Source organism: Prescottella soli (assembly GCF_040024445.1).
GTDB lineage: Bacteria > Actinomycetota > Actinomycetes > Mycobacteriales > Mycobacteriaceae > Prescottella > Prescottella soli.
The window spans coordinates 4,400,071-4,418,825 of record NZ_CP157276.1; the positions used below are offsets into that span (position 1 = coordinate 4,400,071).

Genomic DNA, 18,755 nt, shown 5'->3' on the forward strand with positions numbered 1-18,755 from the left:
CCACGGGCATGAGCATTCGGATCGTCCCGATGATCGACGCGGACGCCGACCGCTGCGCGGAGCTCGAGCAGATCCTCTTCCCCGGTGACGACCCGTGGAGCGCGCAGGCGTTCCGGTCGGAGCTGGCGGGCGGCCACAACCACTACTTCGCGGCCCGCGACGAGGCCGACGCACTCATCGGCTACGCCGGGGTCGCGTTGCTGGGCACGAGTGTGAACCCGGAGGCCGAGGTCCACACCATCGGCGTCGACCCGGCAGCGCAGCGTGGCGGCATCGGCGGCGCACTGCTCGCGGAGCTGTTGCGGGTGGCGGACAAGTGGGGCGGGCCGGTGTTCCTCGAGGTCCGCACCGACAACGAACCGGCGATCGCGCTGTACCGGCGGGAGGGCTTCGAGATCGTCGGCACCAGGAAGCGGTACTACCAGCCGAGCGGCGCGGACGCATTCACGATGTGCCGCCCGGCACCGGGTAAGGAGTGACGGACATGATCGTGATGGGTATCGAGAGTTCGTGCGACGAGACCGGTGTCGGCATCGTTCGTTGGCTCGGTGACGGCCGCTGCGAACTGCTCGCCGACGAGGTGGCGTCGAGCGTCGACCAGCACGCCCGCTACGGCGGTGTGGTGCCCGAGGTGGCCTCGCGTGCGCATCTCGAGGCGATCGTTCCGACGATGAAGCGGGCACTCGCGTCCGCGGGGATCGACAAGCCCGACGCGATCGCGGTGACGATCGGACCCGGTCTCGCCGGCGCGCTGCTGGTCGGCGTCGCCGCGGCCAAGGCGTACGCGGCTGCGTGGGGCGTGCCGTTCTACGCGATCAATCACCTCGGCGGCCACGTCGCTGTCGACACCATCGAGCACGGCCCGATGCCTCCGTGTGTCGCGCTGCTCGTCTCGGGCGGCCACACGCACCTCCTGCACGTGGAGGAGTTGGGGCACAAACCGATCGTCGAGCTGGGCACCACCGTCGACGATGCGGCCGGTGAGGCGTTCGACAAGGTCGCTCGGCTGCTCGACCTGGGCTTCCCGGGTGGCCCCGCGCTCGATCGCCTTGCGCAGCAGGGCGACCGGGACGCCATCACGTTCCCTCGTGGAATGACCGGTCCGCGGGACGCACGTCACGACTTCTCGTTCTCGGGGCTCAAGACCGCGGTCGCGCGGTTCGTCGAGGCGAAGCAGCGTGCGGGCGAACCGGTTCCGGTCGCCGACGTGGCCGCGGGTTTCCAGGAGTCCGTCGCGGACGTGCTGACGATGAAGGCAGTGCGGGCGGCTCAGGACGTGGGCGTGGACACGCTGGTTCTGGGCGGTGGTGCGACCGCGAACTCGCGGATCCGCTCGCTCGCGGAGGAGCGTTGTGCGGCCGCGGGTCTGACGCTGCGTGTGCCGAGCCCGCGGTTGTGCACGGACAACGGCGTGATGATCGCCGCGCTCGGCGCCCATCTCATCGCGGGCGGCGCGCAGCCGTCGCAGCTCAGCTCGGCGACAAATCCGGGGCTTCCGGTGTCGGTGAGTCAGGTCCGGGACTGACGGCGGAGCGGCGCTCGGGAGGCTTCGGTCCGGCGAAACCCGGAAGGACGTCCGGTAGTCGGGGCGGAGCGAAACCCGGCCTCGTGTCCGGTCGCCGGTGAGGTCCGTCGAAGTCGCCGAAATCCTCGAGATCGCCGAAGTCCGGCACGTCGAAGCTGGGCACGTCGAAGCCCGGCAGCCGAGGCGGCGTCGCATCCTCCGGGAGCCAGCTCGGCTCTTCCGGCCACCGAGGCGGGATCCACGGCCGCGCCTGCTTCGTGGTCTCCGGCGGTTCGGGTGTGGTGCTGGACGGCGGCGGCGCCGGTGACGTGGTCGTGACGGTCGGCGTCGTGGTCGCGAACGTCGACGGGGGCACCGACGCGGAGGGCGCCGGGACCGTCGAGGTCGGGGTCGGGTCGACGGACGGGATCCCGGTCTCCTCGGGTTGCACGAGGGAGGGCGTGGAGTCGACGGTGGAGGTTGCGCTTTCGCTGGGTGTATCGACGAGGCTGCCGGCGGGGGAGAAGTTCTCCGCGCTGTTCGGGATCATCTGCTGGACGCCGTAACCGACGATCAGAGCGCCCAGCACGAAGGCCGCGATCAGGGGAGCGGACAGGCGGCTGCCGGACCCCGTGACCACCGGGAACTGCTGTCGGGCATTCGATCCGGCCAGCAGCGCCGCACCCTTGGCGGTGGCGGCCTCGGGCTCGGGCACGACGATGACCGCGCAGTCGAAGGCGGCGTCGAGACCCTTGCCGACGTCGGGGATGTTTCCGCCGCCACCGACCACGACGACGGCGGCGGGCTGACGATCGGCGTGGCTGATGGTGTCGGCGACGAACTTCGCCACCCGGGAACCGATCCCGTTGGTGAGTCCGGAGGTGGCGGTCTCACCGCGGACGCGGGAGGTGCGGTCGCTGAAACTGACGGTGCCGTCGGCCGGGTCGACGATCGTGACGGTGAGCCCGGATGCGCCGAGGTCCGCGATCGCGACGCAGTCGTACCGATCGACCAGTCCGGTGCTCCGCAGGTAGGCGAGGGTGGCGAAGGTCTCGGGCACGAGTCGAATCGCCTGGCGTTGCGTCTTGGCCGCGGATCGCACCGCCGCGGCCTGGCGATCGGTGCGGTAGGCGACGGCGATCGCGTCGGGCTCGATCCTACGGTCGGGAACCTGGGTGGTCATGAGCCCGATGGCGGACAGTGCCAGGTCCCCGACGTCGGAGTGGGTGTCCAGGTCTGCGGAGATGGTCCGGTACTCGACGGATTGGCTGCCGGTGTCGTCGGTGGTGACGAGTGCGCTGCACACTCCGGCAGAGCCCGCGGAAATCCCGAGCGAATTGCGCACTGTCCACCTCCCGTTGCGGTCTCGAGGAACTGTTCGGGGTCTGGCTCCGGACGCAGCGGAAGCTGCGGTTCCTCCCCTCCAGCCATCGGCGTCGTTATCTGAATGTTACAGACCTGCGTCCGGCGCCGCTCGGTACCGTGTGTCGTCGCAGGTCACGTAGAGTGTTCGCGGTAGAACGGGCTGACCGCTGTGCCAGCGGGACTGCGGAAGCGAGGGGCAAATGTCCGACGGCGACCCGCTTCGAGGGCTGGACCGGCACGAGCGGCGTCGACTGCTGCGGCTCGCGCTGCTGCGGCCCTTCCTCACCGTCGTCTTGCTGGTGGTCGCCTACTTCGCTCTCCCGATGGACCGCCTGTCGAATGCGGGGGCCGTCGTGATCCTCGTCGGCGGGCTGCTGCTCGTTGCGGCGCTGTGCTTCTGGCAGGTGCGTCAGATCGTTCGCTCGCCCACGCCGGCGCTGCGTGCGGCCGAGGCGCTTGCCGTGACGCTGCCGGTGTATCTGTTGGGTTCGGCGACCGCGACCTTCCTGCTCGGGCAGGTGGATCCGAACGCGTTCAGCGAACCGCTCAGCCGGATCGACGCGCTCTACTTCACGCTCACGGTCTTCGCGACCGTCGGGTTCGGCGACATCGTCGCGGTCGACGAGACGGCGCGGTTGATCGTGAGCGTGATGATGGTCGGCAACCTGGTGATGCTGGCCGTGGTCGTGAAACTGCTGACCCAGGCCGTGAAGTGGGGCAAGGCCCGTCGTGACGCGTCCGACGAGGACGCGTGACGACGGGCCTTGCAGCCTGACGAGCAGACCCGGTTCAGCTTCCCGGGGTGATCTAGCGCAGCGTCGCGAGCACCAGTTCCACGTTGTGGTCCGGCGATCCGCCGAGCAGCTTCGGGTCGGCGTGGATGTCGTTGAACGAGAACTCCCGGTACATCGACGCCAGGCCCGCGGGTGAGAAGTCGTCGTAGTCGACCTGGTGCGGGCTGTCGGCCTCGATCAGCGTCGTCAGCAGCGAGACGGTCCCGTCCGCGTTGTCGACCACCTCGATGATGCGGCCCTGCTGCGGGAAGTCGATGTGCGACGCGGTGTTGATCTCCCAGAAGCTCTGCTCCGGCGTCCGTCCGACCTGCGGGGTGATCCGGTTCTCGTGGGTGTGGCCGTTGACCCAGGCGAGGACGTTCGGGAAGCGGTGCAGCAGATCCACCAGCTGTGCGCCCTTGATCCGGGGCTCGAGCGGGCGCTCGGGGTCCGGGAGGGTGTTCGCCATCGTCGTGCTGGTGTGGTGGCTGAACAGGACGAAGTAGGTGTCGGCGCGGCCCTGCGTGATCAGGGCGCCGTTGGTGTCGTAGTACTTGCTGCTGCCGGCCAGCAGGGTCTGCTCGATCCACTTGAACTGTTCCTCGCCGAGCGAGCCGTCGACCAGGCCGGCGCGGTTGGTCGAGTCCATGCTGATGCCGATCACGCCGGGCGCGATCTCGAAGGTGTAGTAGCCGATGCCGCTCTCGTCGGCGTCGGGGGCGAAGCCGTGGCCGATCGGGCCGGGGCCGGTGGCGGCGGGGTCGAGGTGCGCGGCGATGAACTCGCGCGGGGTGAACGGCTTGCGGCCCGCGTCCGGCGTGACGGTGCGCGGCGGGGTGGTGATCGCCGACAGCAGGTTGAGCAGGGCCGTCGGGTCGGAACTCATGGCGCTCGAGATGCGCGCCGCCTGGTCGGCGGAGTCCGGCACCTCGAACTTCTTGTCGCCCGTGTACATCTGCTCGAGGAACGGGATGCCGCTCGGGAGCGTTCCCTCGACGGAGTCGTCGTGGTTACCGAACACGCAGTACCACTTGGTGTTCAGACCGGGGCTGGTGACGGGCTGGAGCGCGGCGGTCAGCAGGCCGGGGATCTCCGGGAATCCGGCCTTCTTGTAGATGTCCTGGATCGACGACTCCGGGTTCCAATACAGGTCGGCACCCGAGTTCTGCACGCCCTCGTAGCGAGTGGGGTCGCCGGTGTTGGGGGTGAAGGTGCCGCCGTTGAGGGCCGTGAGGAACCAGCCCAGCTCGACGAACTCCTTGTTGTCGGTGTTGTCGCCGGTGGTGATCACCGCGTCGAACTCGCGCTGGGTGTGCGGACCGATCCGCAGCGCGTTCACCCGATCGATCAGGGAGACCAGGCCCTGGGTGGTCATGGTCTCGTGCGGGCGGAACGCGGCGCCCTGGAAGGGGTGGACGTACTCGAAACGCGTGGGCGACTGCGCGTCGACCACATGGACGTCGGTGAGCTGGACCATCGACGCGAGCGCCGTGCGGCGGTCCTCGCGGCCGGACTTGGCCTCCGCGAGGTCGTTTCGGACGACCAGCGGCCAGCCGGGTCCGGCGGTGAGGCGGCGGTAGCCGCTCGTGCCGAGGGGGACCGCGACGGATTCGAGCGTGGTGCCGGCGATCGATGCGGGCAGCGGCGCGGCCATCGCCCGGCCCACCAGCGGATTCCACGACCGACCGCCGATGAGCGGGAGTCCTGCGATTCCGAGGGCGCCGACGCCCGCGGCTCCGAAGAAGGTTCGCCGATTCATTCCGTTCACCTGATGTTCACCCACGCGGACACTGTAGGCGACGGATCGCCCACAGTGTCCCGTTGGGCGGAACGGGGGTGGGTCGTGTCACGCCGGCGCTCCCGCCGCCGGCGCCCGCTCACCGGGCGGGAGACCGGCGGTGGACGGACTGCGGCGTGAGGTAGGCGTCGAGACCCTCGATCCCGAACTCGACACCCAGCCCGGAGTCTCCGCGTCCGCCGAACGGCGCGCTGTGGTTGGAGGCGAAGAAGTTGATCCCGACCGATCCGGTGTCGATGCGGCGTGCCACCTCCGCGGCCCGATCCTCGTCCGCGGAGAAGACGATTCCACCGAGACCGAATTCGGTGCCGTTCGCGATCCGGACGGCATCGTCGACGGTGTCGTACCGCAGGATCGTGACAACCGGTCCGAAGACCTCCTCGCGGGCGATCGTCATGCCCTCGGTGACGTCGGCGAAGACGGTGGGCTGGACGAAGTATCCGCGGTCCGTGTCGGCGCGGTCGCCGCCGGTGGTGACCCGGGCCCCCTCGGCGCGGGCACCCGCGATGTAGCCGAGGACCTTCCCGTACTGCTCCTTCGTCGCCGACGGTCCGAAGACGGTGTCGTCGTCGAAGGGATCTCCCTGCTTTGCGGCCGCGACGGTCCGGGTGACGGTCTCGACGACCTCGTCGTAGCGCGACGCGGGCGCGAGGATCCTGGTCGAGATGTAGCAGGTCTGGCCGGTGTTGCGCATGCAGGAGCGGATGAGCACCTGCGAGAAGGCATCGAGGTCGGCGTCCTCGAGCACGATCGCCGACGACTTCCCGCCGAGTTCGAGCGTGACCGGCCGCAGCAGTTCGCCGCAGGCCGCGGCGATCTTGCGGCCGACGCCCGTGGACCCGGTGAACGCGACCTTGCGGACCAGGGGGTGGCGCACCAGGCGATCGCCCACGGCGCCCGTCCCGGTCACCAGGTTCACCACCCCGGCGGGCACGCCTGCGGCCGCGACGGCCTCGACGACGAACCGGATCGACAGCGGCGTGGACTCGGCGGGTTTGATCACCGTCGTGCAGCCGGCCATCAGTGCGGGCGCCAGCTTGGCGACCACGAGATTGATCGGAAAGTTCCACGGCGCGATGAGGGCACAGACCCCTACCGGGTCACGGAAGACGGCGGTCGTGCCCTGGCCGTTGGGGTACGGCCGCACATCGGCGCTCTCGAGGTACGGCGCCAGCGACGCGAAGTAGCGGAAGATGCCGGCGGCATTGGCTGCGCTGCCCGAGGTTTCGGCGATCGGGCTGCCGTTCTCCCGGGTCGTGGTCCACGACATGAGCTCGGCCCGCTTCTCGATCTCGTCCGCGATCCGCAGCAGATACTGCGCGCGGTCGGACGGACGCAGCTCCGACCACCCCGGTCCGCGGAAGGCGCGGTCGGCGGCATCGACGGCCGCGTCGACGTCGTCAGCGGAGGCGTTCGGTACCGAACCCCACACCTCTTCGGTGGCCGGGTCGACGACGTCGATGCGCCCGTCGCTCGTCGACGTGACCCAGGTGCCGTCGACGAAGAGATCGTCGACGTGCGCGTAGGGAAGCTCGCGCCGGTCCCGGCTCGGCACGGTCGGTGTCATCGCAGCACGTCCGTCTTCAACAACGCGCGGGACCGATCGAGGTCCGCGACGGCGATCCGATATCCGGCTTCGGTCTTCAGTTCGGGCAGGATCTCGCTCTCGAGTCGGTCGCAGTACACCGAGGGCGTCATCCCGAACCAGGACGAGGCGAGTGCGATGCCGACGGGGGCGAAGCGCCACAGCCGATCGGCGTCGCGCACCAGTTCGTCCTCGAGCGACTTGGCGTCCGGGCGCGTGTCGTGGCCGTCGATGATCTCGCAGACGCGCTCGACGAACTCGTCGTCGTAGCCCAGCGGCGGGAGCACCTCGCGCGCGATGATGCAGCCCTGGCGCTCGTGCTCGTAGCGGATCGCGGCCTTGCGCCAGTCGCCGCTGAAGCCCTCCGAGAGGATCCGCGATTCGTCGACACGCCCCCATCCGGTGTCGTGCAACAGGATCGAGACGCGGACGAGGAGCGCGTCCGCCTCCGGGTAGCAGTCGCACAGGCGCTCGGCGTACGCGAACGACGTGGGCAGGTGGATGTCGTTGCCGCGGGCCCGGGACTCGGGTACCACCGACTTCCAGATCGGGTCCAGGTCGGTGCCGGCGTCGGGCGCCACGACCATCGGCGAGGTGTCGATGGGGTGTGCGGTGGGGGTACGCATGACGCGTTACCTCGATTCGGGTGGAGTCGAAGCCGAGAGGACATCCGCGCTCTCGGTGGTGATGGTCTTGAGGGCCGTCGCGGGATCGGCGGCGAGATCGGCCGGGATGTGGGCGCCCTTCGCCAGCGCGTTCCGCACAGCCATGAAGTCGAGCGGGTTGTTGATGCAGTCCGCGGCGACGAGGCGTCCGGCGCGGTAGTACAGGACCGTGTACTTGCCCTTCGCGTCGTCCCGGCGCGCGACGGTGGTGTCGTATCCAGTCGACAGGCCCGCGATCTGCAGTTTCAGATCGCCCTGGTTCGACCAGAACCACGGAATGCTGGTGTATTCGGTGCGGCGGCCGGTCAGCGAGTAGGCGGCGATCTTGGCGTGTTCGATCGCGTTGTTGACGCTCTCGACGCGGATCCGGTCGCCGGGGTCTGCGCCCGGCACGGGATTGGGCATGTTCGCGCAGTCACCCACGGCGACGGTGGTGCCGTCGGAGGCCAGCGCGTACTCGTCGACGCGGACGCCGTCGTCGCAGACGAGCCCCATCGACTGAGCCAGTTCGACATTGGGTACGACGCCGATGCCGACGAGCACGATCTGCGCGGGCAGGACGCGTCCGTCGGCGAGCTCGACGCCCGTCACGACACCGTTTGCTCCCACGATCCGGGTTACCTTGGCGTCCAATTCGATTCGCATCCCACGCTCGCGGTGTGCCTCGAGGAGATGCGTGGAGGTCTCCGGCCCGACGGCCCGGCCGACCAGGCGCGGTCCGGCCTCGAGCACCGTCGCGTTCTTGCCCATCTTCAGTGCGCTCGCGGCCGCCTCGATCCCAATGAACCCGCCGCCGACGACGACGACGTCGGTGGCGCCGGGCATGCGCCGGCGCAACTCCAGGGCGTCGTCGGCGTTGCGCAGGTACAGCACCCCGTCCAGGTCGTGGCCCGGCACGTCGATCGTTCGAGCGCGGGCGCCGACGGTCAGTGCCAGACGATCGAAGGGGAACCTCGTGCCGGACGCCGCGACGGCGACGCCCGACCCGTCGGGCCCGCGCTCGACGCTGGTGATGCGCTCACCCTTGACCAGCGAGATGTTGTGCTCGTCCCAGTATTCCGCGCTGCGGAAGATCAGCGATTCGGCGGACACCAGGCCCTGCAGGAACTCCTTGGACAGTGCCGGCCGCTGGTAGGGGCGGTGGTTCTCGTCGCCCAGCAACGTGATCGGCGCGGCGTACCCGAGCGCCCGGAGCGAGCCGGCCAGCTGGACGCCGGCCTGACTCGCTCCGACGATGAGCAGTCCACCGTCGGCACCGCCGGTAGCGGGGGCAGAATCGGAAGCCATTGTCACACCTGTGTTTCCGGTGTATCCACGTGCAGGTCCATGCCGTCCGTGAGCTTGACCTGGCAGGACAGTCGGGAGGTGTCCTGCCGGTCCACCGCCGTGCCGTAGAGCATCTCGTCTTCCATGTCGTCCATCGCGGGCAGGTCGCCGAACTGGTCCGGCCGGACGAAGACGTGGCACGTCGCGCAGGACAGTGAGCCTCCGCACTCGGCGACGATTCCGGCGACTCCGTTGCGCATCGCGACTTCCATGACGGAGTCGCCGACGCCGCCTTCGACGACGCGGGTGGTGCCGTCGTGATCGGTGTAGGTGACTGTGGGCATTGCTGCGCCTCCTAGATGAACTGTCGGCCGCCGTCGACGACGAGTGTCTGGCCGGTGATGTACTTGCTGTCCGGACCGGTCAGGAACAGCGCGGCTCCGACGATGTCGTCGGGCCGGCTGGCCCGCTTGATCGCGCCGCGGTCGACGCCGTAGTTCTCGGCGTCTTCCATCAGTCCGTAGCTCGCCTCGGTGAGGGTGAAGCCGGGAGCGATCGCGTTGACGGTGATCGACCGTGAACCCAACTCCTTGGCCATCACCCGGGTCAGTGCGACGACGCCGCCCTTCGATGCGACGTAGTGCATCCAGTGCGCCGATCCACTGAGAATCGTTGCGGAGGAAAGGTTCACGACGGACCCGCCCTCCGCCAGGTACGGGCTGCAGGCCCGCGCGCACATCCACGGACCCTTGAGGTTGACCGCCATGACGCGGTCCCATTCGCCCGGGTCGATCTCCTCGAACGGGGACCGGGTCACCGCGGCGTAGATTGCGGCGTTGTTGACGAGGACGTCGATGTGGCCGCCACCGAACTCGGCGACCGCGGCCGCCATCGCGTCGGTGGACTCCACCGAGGTCACGTCCACCGCGGTCGACAGCGCCTCGGCCCCGCGCTCGCGGAGCAGTCGAGCGGTCTCCTCTGCACCGTCGGCGTCGATGTCGGCGACGGCCACCCGGTAGCCGCGGTCGGCGAATCCTTCGGCGAATGCGCGGCCGAGTCCGCCTGCGCCACCGGTGATCAGAACGGTTCGCATGTCACTCGCCCAAGACCGTGACGACACCCTTGGTGCCGTCGACGTGCAGTCGCTGTCCGGTCTTGATCTGGGTCGACGCGGATCCGGTGCCGGTCACGGCCGGCAGACCGTACTCGCGGCACACGATCGCGGCGTGGCTCATCATGCCGCCGATGTCGGTCACCGTCGCCTTGATCTTCCCGAAGATCGGGCCCCAGGACGGCGCGGTCACCGGTGCGACGAGGATCTCACCGTCCTGGACGAGCGACAGCTCGTCCGAACTGGTGATGACGCGGGCGATGCCTTCCACGACACCCGGCGACGCGGCCATGCCGCGGAGATTGTCGCCGGACTCGTCGTCGTCGCTGAGCCACTGCTGGACCTGCTCGGTGGTGATTCCGTAGAGCATGCTCGTGAACGGCTCGGTGATGAACTCCGGGGGAGTGTTGAGCGCCGGCTCCGGGCGGCGGGACTTCAGCGCGTCGATGATGCCTCGACGGCGTTCGATCTCGGCGGGCCAGTAGTGCGGTCCGGTCGGCTCGGCGCCGACGGCCCATGCGGTCGCGAGGTCGAACAGGGCTTCGCGGACCTCGCCGCGCTTGAGGTACAGCAGGTCGTCCGCCTCGGGCCAGAACCCTTCCTCGTGCAGCATGCGGGAGAGCTCGCGGACCTTGCGCCAGAACACGCCCATCGTCCAGTGCTCGATGTAGAAGTTGTGGTTCTCGACGTACGGGTAGGCGGTGCGGGCCAGTCCGAGCTTGGCGTCGAACGCCTCTCGCGTCTCGTCGTCGAGCAGGTCGCGGTACTCCTCGGCGATCCGGTCGCGCTCGGCCGCGAGTTCGGCGACCGGGCGCATGATGTCCTGCCCCTCGCCGAGGCGCCGGATGTAGTCGGCGATGTAGCCGAGCGGCAGTTCCTGGTGCTCGATCCAGTACTTGTCGTGGCCGTAGAAGCCGTTGCCGACGGTGAAGTTGAACCACGGATCCTGGGCGCCTTCGTACTGGGCGATCCACCGGGCGCCGTTCTCCGCAGCCGCCGCGATCCGGGCCAGGGTGCCGTCCGGGTCGTCGGTGTTGTCGAACAGGTCCGTCAGTCCGAGCTCGACGGCCAGCTTCGCGAGGTTCTTGAGTTCGTCGTCGGGCCGGAACAGCTCCATGTCGACGCCCTGCACCATCGTCGCGATCGACTGGTCGGGGATGTTCGGGAACACCTCCTTGCAGAAGCCGAAGAAGTCGAGGTACGCGATGTACCCGAGGTTGAGGAACTCGAAGTGGTACTGCCAGTTCTGGTAGCAGAGCTGGATCAGCCGGTCGTAGTTCTCGAGCAGAACCTCGGTGCCGTCCTTGGCCTTACCCGAGCGAATGTCCTCGATCGACACCATGTCGGGCAGCTTCGCGAACGACAGCGCGTTCATCTCGTCGATCGTCAGGCGAACCTTCTTGTGCCACTTCTCGAGCAGCGACTCCCAGTTCTGGTAGTAGTAGGCGGCGCGCTCCTCGAACAACAGGGCGCGCCTGTCGAACTCCTCCTCCGGAGCGGGGATCGGCGACATGTACAGGTAGCCGAGGTGCATCTTGAACTCGATGCCGTTCGAGTTCGGGATCAGCAGGTGCCGGGTGTTGTACTGGCCCAGGCACTTGACGGCGAACTCACCGCCGATGGTCTCGAACGGCTTGAACACCGTGGGCCAGTGCTGGCTGTCGCAGAACCAGAACTTGGCGTCGTCGACGTCCTGACGGTTCGGCTGGAAGACCATGTTGTACGGGTAGAGCTCCTCCCAGCCCTCGGCGCCGGCGGGCGTCTCGAGGTCGAAGGGGCTCGGAAAGGACTTCATCGTCATGGGAGTTCCTCTGGAAGGAAAGCAGTGCGGGGTGGGTGCTGGATGTGTATGCGGAGTGCGCGGTCGGATCAGGCGGAGAGTGGCTTGGTCATGGCTCGGCTGATCGAGCTCATGTCGAAGGTCCGCCGAGCGGGTGCGGTGGTCTCGGTTGCCTTGTCCTGAGCGGGTTTTGCAGACCACACGGTTTCGGGGCGCGATTGCAGCAGCAGGAGGTTCTCGCCGTCCGGGAGGTCGGCATCGAGTGCCCACTCGATGTCCTGGGGGCATCCGTAGTGCTTCTCGGCGCGTTTGGCGATCGCGGCGACGGCCTTCAGTTCCTCGTCGGTCAGGCTGCGGCAGGAGCGGCGGTCGGCGTCGACCTCACGCTCGACGAGGCGGTGCGAGACGGGGTCGGGGACCAGTTCGGCGTGCTTGTCGCCGATCGTCTCGGTCACCACGGTCAGCATCACCTTGTCGAGCACGATGTTGTCCGGGGTGACCTGACCGGAGACCACCATCTCGCCGACACCGTACGACGCGTCGACGGTGATCTTCGAGCGGTCCCCGTTGGTGGGGTCCATCGTCATCGCCACGCCGGCGACCTTGGCGCTCACCATCTTCTGGACCGCGACGGCCATCGAGAGCCCGGCGTCGGGGATGTTGTTCTTCAGCCGGTACGTGATCGCGCGGCTGGTGTAGAGCGACGCCCAGCAACGCCGGATGTGCTCGAGCACCTCGTCGATCCCGTTGAGCCACAGGTACGTGTCCTGCTGGCCGGCGAAGCTGGCGTCGGGCAGGTCCTCCGCGGTCGCGGACGAGCGCACCGCCACCGGCACGGGGTGGTCGAACCGTGACTGCAGCCGCTCGTACGCCTCGATCGTCAAGTGTCGCAGCGGCTCCGGGACGGGTCGCGAGGTGATCGCGTCCCGGATCCGTGCGGAGACCGCGTCCACACCGGAGACGTCCTCGGGATCGAGACCCTCGAGCAGCTCACGGATCTCGTCGGCGATGCCGGCCGACGCGATGAAGTCGTCGTAGAGCATCGTGGTGAGCGCGAATCCGGGCGGCACCGGCATGCCTGCCGCCGTCAGCGACACCAGCGAGGCGCACTTGCCGCCCAACTGATCGTGCTGCGGCTCCTGCGGGCCGTCGAAGAACTGGATGTACCGGGCCGACGCGGTATCGGTGGTGCCCTCCGTGTCGGTCGCGCTGTCGCCGGGCGCGTCCCACCGCACCGGCACCGCAGTCGGTGCCCGGAACGACAGGTTCTCGCCGAAGGTGATCGCGTCGGGATCGACGAGCTCGAGGAACGGCGCCGTCTTCAGCACCTCCTCGACGACGATGCGGGTCTGGAGCTTGGCGAGCATGTTGCCCAGGCAGTAGTGCAGGCCGAAGCCGAAGGCGAGGTGCTCGCGCGCATTGTCCCGAGCGATGTCGAAGATCTCGGGGTCGGCGAACTGCGACTCGTCCCGGTTGGCGGAACCCATCACCAGCAGGATCTCGGACCCGGCCGGAATCGGGGTCTCGCCGATCATCGTGTCCTCGAGTGCCTTTCGGCGCCAGGCGACGATCGAGGGGGAGTAGCGCAGCACCTCTTCGACGGCCTTCGGGATCTTCTTCGGATCCTCCCGCAGCGCCTCCCACTGGTCCCGGTGGGCCAGCAGCAGTCGCAGCGTGTTGGAGATCAGCGTCGTGGTCGTCTCGTGTCCCGCGAACAGCAGGCTGTAGCAGACCGACGCGATCTCGTGGTCGGTGATCTCGGCGCCCTCCTGCTGGGCGCGCACCAGGTCGGCGACGAGGTTGTCGCCCCCGCGCTCGTGGGCGTCGGCGACCAGCCGCAGGCACTCCTGCCAGTATTCGACCAGGTTGTGCGCGTGCGGAATCTGCTGCTCGTCGCTCAGATTGCCCCACGTCATCGCGGCGCGGGACTCGGACCAGCGCTTGTACTGGTCGACCTGGCTCGTGTCGGCGCCGATCAGAGTCAGGATCGTCACGGTCGGCACGTCGTAGGCGAGGTCGCGCAGCAGGTCGCCGCGGCGGTCCTCGTGAGCGAGCAGGGCCCGCAGCTGCTGATCGACGTTCGCCCGGATGAAGGGCTCGAGCGCCTTGTAGCGGCGCGGAGTGAACGCCTTCGAGGTCGCCTTGCGGATGCGTGTGTGCTCCGGTGGCCTGCGGGCGGACAGGCCGGAGTAGGCGGTGAACCCGCCGTCGTTCATGATCTGCTTCGCCTGCGGCCCCCGTTCACGCACCGGTGCCTGCGCGTTCTCGCTGCTGAAGATCTCCCAGTTGTCGAAGACGGCCTTGATGTCGTCGTAGCGGGTGACCACCCAGCAGCCGATCCGCTCGTCGAACATGACCGGCTCCGCCGAGCGGAGGCGGGCGTAGGCCGAGAACGGGTCGTTCATGTCGAACGGTTCGTAGCCGTGGTGGTCGACGGGGCAACCACTCGTGGAGACGGTGTCGGTCCTCTTCTGCGTCGGCGCGGACATGTTCACTCCTGGACTCGGGGTGTCGGGTGCTCGTAGAGCGCGGTGTCTGGGATATTCGTTGTTGCGGAAGACAATTCGCGAAGATGCGGTGACACGTCGGTCGACGCGGTCGCGGCGAACGCGAGAGCCATCACGCGGGCCGGCTCGGTGCACAAGTGGGCGTGGGTGCGAGATCCCACCAGCCGGAGCGTCTCGGACGGGGCGAGCCCGAACCATCGGCCGACGGTCGCCAGCCCGTGCGGGGTGATCCGCCAGAGCTTGTCGGCATCCTTGACGACCGCGTCGCTGGGGCTCGTGGCCTCGCGGCGGCTGTCGTGACCGTCGATGATCGCGGTGATCTCGTCGATGTCGGCGTCGGGTGTTCCGAGGTCGGCGAGGATCGACCGTGCGATCGCGGCGCCCTCGATCTCGTGGACGCGGACCAGTTCCGGGTGCCGCGGCCGTGGTGCGATCGCCTCCAGCACCAGTTCCTCCGGCACCGTCGACCAGCCGATGTCGTGGAGCAGGATCGCCGGCAGCACGATCTCGGGCCGCGCCCCCGGCACCTGGTCGACCAGGGCGCGGGCGATGCCGAACGCATACACCGTGTGAGAGTCGTTGTCCCGCACTCGAAGATGCGGTTCCGCTCGGCGCCAGATGCGGTCGTGTGCCGCGTCCATTCCGATCAGGTGGGGTACATCGGCGGCGCCCGGAACGTGAGCCCGGACGTCCCGGCCGAGGAGGCCGGTCATCCCAGTGCTGTTGGTCTCCATGTCGTCCTCCTTGTGACACGGAACACTCTGACCGCTGGCGGTGTCAGGACCAAGCGATTCCTTCCGATGAACGGAATCAGCCCAACCAGAAACTGCGTATTGCCTGTTCGACGGACTGCGGAAGCGCCTTGAACACCTTCTCGAGGCGGGCACCGGTGCCGCGCAGCGGTGGCAGGTACCGGGCCATGTCCGCCGAACGGTTGCTCGGGAGCACCACGCCGATCGCGGCGACGACCTCGTCGTTCGGTGCGCGGACCGGGATCGCGACCGAGCACGCCCCGAGCGCCATCTCCTCCTGCGTCTTCGCGTAGCCCTGCTCGCGGATGGTGTCGAGTTCGCGGGCCAGGCGCGCCGGTTCGGTGATCGTGAACCGCGAATGGCGTTCGAGGGAGTTGGCGAGGTACGTCTCTCGGAACCAGGGATCCTGGTAGGCCAGAAGGACTTTCCCGACCGCGGTCGGATGCAGCGGCAGACGGCTGCCGACACGCGCGAGTCGGGGGACGCGTCGGCTGCCGTAGATGCGATCGACGTAGATCACCTCGGTGCCGCGGCGCACGACGAAGTGGACGGTCTCGTGGGTGAGGTCGAACAGGTCCTGGAGCGGGGGGTGGACGATGTCGCGGAGTCGGACGCCGGCGTTCTGGCCGATCTCCCACAGGCGGATGCCGACCTGGTATCGACCGTCCGGCACGCGGAGCAGGGCGCCCCACCGCTCGAGTTCGCCGACCAGGCGGTGAACCGTCGTCAGGGGCATGCCGGTCTCGGCGGCGATGTTGCTCAACGCGATAGGGCCGGGATCGTCCTCGAACACTTCCAGGATGGCGAGCACTCGCGACGTCGTGGTCCGGCCGGCTTCCCGGGGAGTACCTGCCATGTCGAACCGCCTTCCGACTCTAGGGCCCCCTCGTACCCAGATCCTGCTCCACCGGACCGATCGTCACTACATCGCGGTGGAGGTGATGGGCGAACTCGTGTCGGTAGTGGCGCTCAGGAGTTGTCGTTGCGGAGCGGTCCGAACTGCGGGACCTGCGGCATCGTGGTGACGACGTGCACGGTGGCGTCGGCGGTGAGGGACGTGAGCACCCACGGCACGTCGCTCGGGAACTGCACGAAGTCGCCGGGCCCGAGATCGGTGAGCTCGTTGGCCGGGCCGACCCGGACCTTGCCGCTGATGACATACGCGTGGACGAGGGTTCCGGCGGAGTCGGGTGGCAGGACGAGCGAGTCGACATCGTCGGTGCCGGCGTTCCGGAGTCGGGTCAGGCTCGTGCGCACGTAACCGGAGCCGTAGATCTGGTCGAGGATCTTGGTGGACCCGGTGCCCGCCTTGGCGTTCCACGATCCTTCCTCGGCGCGGACGACGAATACCCGTGTTCCCCACTCGGTGACGAGTCGTCGCAGCGGGACGTCGAGTGCCTCGGCGATCGCGTCAATGGTTTCGACTGTGGGATTGCCTACACCTTGCTCGATCTTCGAGAGGGTCTGCTTCGACAGATTCGCGCGCTTGGCGAGGTCGCCCATGCTCATCTGGCGCTCGTTGCGGAACCGCTGCACGTTGCGTGCTATCAGGCCGTTGCTGTCCACGGGTCCTCCTCTCGACGGGTGTGCACGGTGCCGCGCGGCTCCCTCCAATGAGCTGAATGCTCCAGACGATTAAAGCGGAGCCGGACCGGGTGTCACTTTTAGTATCACTATCGTCAATCTTGACATACAAATGCCAGGTGGGCACACTCGGATGCGGCGCCGGGTCGCCGGAGATGTCCGTTTCGCAGAGTGAAGTGGTAGGGGTCATGGGTGTGCAGGAGCTGACCGATCTGTCGCAGACGAGCTCGGGGCGGGACGGCCGCGCAGCGGTCGACAAGGCGATGAGCCTGCTCACCAGCTTCGGCCAGGAGGCGCATTCCGGGGTTGGCGTGAGCGAACTCGCCCGGCGGTCCGGGCTGAGCAAGTCGACGGCCTTCCGGATCCTCGGCATGCTCGAGCGCAACCACGCCGTCGAGCGGGTCGGCAGCGACTACCGGCTCGGTGCCGAGCTCCACAACCTCGGCGGCCGGGTATACGCACCGCAGCACTCCGTCGTCCGCGACGTCCTCACGCCGTTCCTGGCCGATCTGTACGAGGCCACCCGCCAGACGGTTCACCTCGCGGTGCTCCACGGCGCCGACATCCTCTACATCAACAAGCTCTACGGTCACCGCTCCGTCGCGTCGCCGTCCCGGGTCGGCGGCCGCGCGCCGGCGCACTGCACCGCGGTGGGCAAGGCGCTGCTCGCGTACTCCGGTCAGGATGCCGAGGGTCTGATCGGGTCGCAGCTGGCGGCGCGGACGACGCACACGATCACCGACATCGGGCAGCTGCGGGCCGAGCTGTCCCAGGTGCGCCGGGCCGGTGTGGCCTTCGACCGTGAGGAGACCCGTGAGGGGCTCGTGTGTGTCGGGGGCGTCGTGACGGGCGCCGGATCGCGGCCGATCGCGGCGTTTTCCGTCTCCGGTCAGGCCTCCCGCTACTCGCCTGCGAGTGCGGAGCCGGCTTTGCGCCGGGTGTGCCTGGCTGCGTCGCGTGCGCTGTCCGCGTCGCAGGTCGCACTCGCGTCGTAGCCGCCGCCACCACAACGTTCGGGAAGAACCTGTCCCGGAAACTGATTCAGGCCGAAGGAGCCGTTCATGCCAGTCGCGCTGGTTGCGCTGTCCCACTCACCGCTGATCGGGCTCAACGATCCCGCTCAGCAGGTGCTCGACGAGGTCGATCACGCCGTTGCCGGGGCGCGGAAGTTCATCGAGGAGTTCGATCCCGAGGTCGTCGTGCTGTTCGCGCCCGACCACTACAACGGCTTCTTCTACGAGAAGATGCCCCCGTTCGCGATCGCCACGGGCGCAATCGCGGTGGGCGACTTCGGATCTGCGGAGGGTGGGATCCTCGTCGACGCGGAACTGGCCAACCGGATCGCCGAGGGTGTGCTCGAGCGTGACATCGACCTGACGATCTCGGCCCGCATGGTGGTCGACCACGGCTTCGTGCAGCCGCTGGAGATGCTGTTCGGCGGCATCCAGTCGGTCCCGGTCGTGCCGGTGTTCATCAATGGTGTCGCGGCCCCGCTCGGCCCGGTGCGCCGCATCCGCCAGTTCGGCAAGGCGCTCGGCGAGGCGGCGTCGCTGCTCGACAAGCGGGTGCTGTTCCTGGCGTCCGGCGGCCTGTCGCACGACCCGCCGGTGCCGATCCTCGCGGGCGCCCCGCCGCGCGTGGCGGAGGCCCTGATTCTCGGCAACCCGCCCACCCCCGAGCAGCGTGCCCGCGGTGAGCAGCGCGTCGTGCAGTCCGGAATCGACCTGGCGGCCGGCACGTCCACCCGCAAGCCGCTGAATCCCGAGTGGGACAACGACGTTCTCGACATCGTCGCGTCCGGTGACCTCGAGCAGTTCGACGGCTGGTCCAACGAGTTCTTCGAGGAGCACGGCGGCGGGTCGTCGCACGAGGTGCGCACGTGGATCGCCGCGTACGCGGCGCTCGCGGCATCCGGTTCGTACGAGCTGCGGTCGCGCTACTACCGCGCCATCCCCGAATGGGTCGCGGGCTTCGCGGTGACCACCGCGAAGTAGCACGCACTTCGGTACAGGGCCGGGCGTTCGTCGGGAACGCCCGGCCCTTGTCGTTCCGGGACCCAGGTGCT

Annotated in this window: 17 protein-coding genes and 1 pseudogene; 5 read left to right on the top strand and 13 right to left on the bottom strand. The window is 68.5% G+C overall.

From position 1 onward, the window contains the following. Positions 1-8: 8 nt before the first annotated feature. Together rimI and tsaD are read left to right on the top strand one after the other, a co-directional pair. On the top strand, positions 9-479 hold the full coding sequence (gene rimI, locus ABI214_RS20400; RefSeq protein ID WP_348604288.1) for a ribosomal protein S18-alanine N-acetyltransferase: 471 nt from the start codon (positions 9-11) through the stop codon (positions 477-479). A 5-nt stretch (positions 480-484) separates the two neighbouring features. Beyond that, on the top strand, positions 485-1,525 hold the full coding sequence (gene tsaD, locus ABI214_RS20405; RefSeq protein WP_348604289.1) for a tRNA (adenosine(37)-N6)-threonylcarbamoyltransferase complex transferase subunit TsaD: 1,041 nt from the start codon (positions 485-487) through the stop codon (positions 1,523-1,525). On the opposite strand, the gene ABI214_RS20410 is transcribed toward tsaD, so the two are convergent. Then, positions 1,470-2,849, bottom strand: coding sequence for an exopolyphosphatase (locus ABI214_RS20410; RefSeq protein ID WP_348604290.1), 1,380 nt, complete (start codon positions 2,847-2,849; stop codon positions 1,470-1,472). The two genes, tsaD and ABI214_RS20410, sit on opposite strands and share 56 nt — an antisense overlap. Before the next feature lie 220 nt (positions 2,850-3,069). On the opposite strand from ABI214_RS20410, the gene ABI214_RS20415 reads away from it, so the two are divergent. Then, the gene (locus tag ABI214_RS20415; RefSeq protein WP_348604291.1) at positions 3,070-3,624 is read left to right on the top strand and encodes a potassium channel family protein; all 555 of its coding nucleotides are present in this window, start codon (positions 3,070-3,072) and stop codon (positions 3,622-3,624) included. Positions 3,625-3,676: 52 nt separating this feature from the next. Here ABI214_RS20415 and ABI214_RS20420 read toward each other — a convergent pair whose 3' ends face one another. The 12 genes and pseudogenes from ABI214_RS20420 to ABI214_RS20475 all read right to left on the bottom strand — a co-directional run bounded on the left by ABI214_RS20420 (position 3,677) and on the right by ABI214_RS20475 (position 16,672). Beyond that, positions 3,677-5,410 carry a TIGR03767 family metallophosphoesterase gene (locus tag ABI214_RS20420; protein ID WP_348611818.1) on the bottom strand — a complete coding sequence of 578 codons (1,734 nt, stop codon included), beginning with the start codon at positions 5,408-5,410 and terminating at the stop codon, positions 3,677-3,679. 109 nt (positions 5,411-5,519) lie between these two features. Then, complete coding sequence (locus tag ABI214_RS20425) at positions 5,520-7,007, bottom strand: aldehyde dehydrogenase family protein (RefSeq protein WP_348604292.1); 1,488 nt, start codon at positions 7,005-7,007, stop codon at positions 5,520-5,522. Continuing rightward, the gene (locus ABI214_RS20430; RefSeq protein WP_408586185.1) at positions 7,004-7,651 is read right to left on the bottom strand and encodes an HD domain-containing protein; all 648 of its coding nucleotides are present in this window, start codon (positions 7,649-7,651) and stop codon (positions 7,004-7,006) included. Before ABI214_RS20430 ends, ABI214_RS20425 begins: the two co-directional genes overlap by 4 nt. A 6-nt stretch (positions 7,652-7,657) precedes the next feature. Then, complete coding sequence (locus ABI214_RS20435; RefSeq protein WP_348604293.1) at positions 7,658-8,977, bottom strand: NAD(P)/FAD-dependent oxidoreductase; 1,320 nt, start codon at positions 8,975-8,977, stop codon at positions 7,658-7,660. Positions 8,978-8,979: 2 nt separating this feature from the next. Next, the gene (locus tag ABI214_RS20440; RefSeq protein ID WP_348604294.1) at positions 8,980-9,300 is read right to left on the bottom strand and encodes a 2Fe-2S iron-sulfur cluster-binding protein; all 321 of its coding nucleotides are present in this window, start codon (positions 9,298-9,300) and stop codon (positions 8,980-8,982) included. A gap of 11 nt (positions 9,301-9,311) precedes the next feature. Further along, complete coding sequence (locus ABI214_RS20445) at positions 9,312-10,049, bottom strand: SDR family NAD(P)-dependent oxidoreductase (RefSeq protein WP_348604295.1); 738 nt, start codon at positions 10,047-10,049, stop codon at positions 9,312-9,314. Between the two features lies 1 nt (position 10,050). After that, entirely contained in the window at positions 10,051-11,868 is a 1,818-nt protein-coding gene (locus ABI214_RS20450) for a PEP-utilizing enzyme (RefSeq protein ID WP_348604296.1), read from the bottom strand. A gap of 68 nt (positions 11,869-11,936) precedes the next feature. Further along, on the bottom strand, positions 11,937-13,010 hold the full coding sequence (locus ABI214_RS20455; protein WP_348611822.1) for a PEP/pyruvate-binding domain-containing protein: 1,074 nt from the start codon (positions 13,008-13,010) through the stop codon (positions 11,937-11,939). 57 nt (positions 13,011-13,067) lie between these two features. Continuing rightward, positions 13,068-14,336 (bottom strand): annotated as a pseudogene (locus ABI214_RS20460) (cytochrome P450); the annotation flags it as partial. A 2-nt stretch (positions 14,337-14,338) separates the two neighbouring features. Further along, positions 14,339-15,088, bottom strand: a complete 750-nt coding sequence (locus ABI214_RS20465; protein WP_348604297.1) for an HD domain-containing protein — start codon at positions 15,086-15,088, stop codon at positions 14,339-14,341. 76 nt (positions 15,089-15,164) lie between these two features. Beyond that, positions 15,165-15,962 carry an IclR family transcriptional regulator gene (locus tag ABI214_RS20470; protein ID WP_348604298.1) on the bottom strand — a complete coding sequence of 266 codons (798 nt, stop codon included), beginning with the start codon at positions 15,960-15,962 and terminating at the stop codon, positions 15,165-15,167. 113 nt (positions 15,963-16,075) lie between these two features. After that, positions 16,076-16,672, bottom strand: coding sequence for an XRE family transcriptional regulator (locus ABI214_RS20475; RefSeq protein ID WP_348604299.1), 597 nt, complete (start codon positions 16,670-16,672; stop codon positions 16,076-16,078). 206 nt (positions 16,673-16,878) lie between these two features. Here ABI214_RS20475 and ABI214_RS20480 point away from each other — a divergent pair, with 206 nt between their 5' ends. Continuing rightward, positions 16,879-17,685, top strand: a complete 807-nt coding sequence (locus ABI214_RS20480) for an IclR family transcriptional regulator (RefSeq protein ID WP_348604300.1) — start codon at positions 16,879-16,881, stop codon at positions 17,683-17,685. 66 nt (positions 17,686-17,751) lie between these two features. After that, a complete protein-coding gene (locus tag ABI214_RS20485) occupies positions 17,752-18,684 on the top strand; it encodes a 3-carboxyethylcatechol 2,3-dioxygenase (protein ID WP_348604301.1) in 933 nt (310 codons plus the stop codon). The last annotated feature ends 71 nt before the right edge of the window (positions 18,685-18,755 follow it).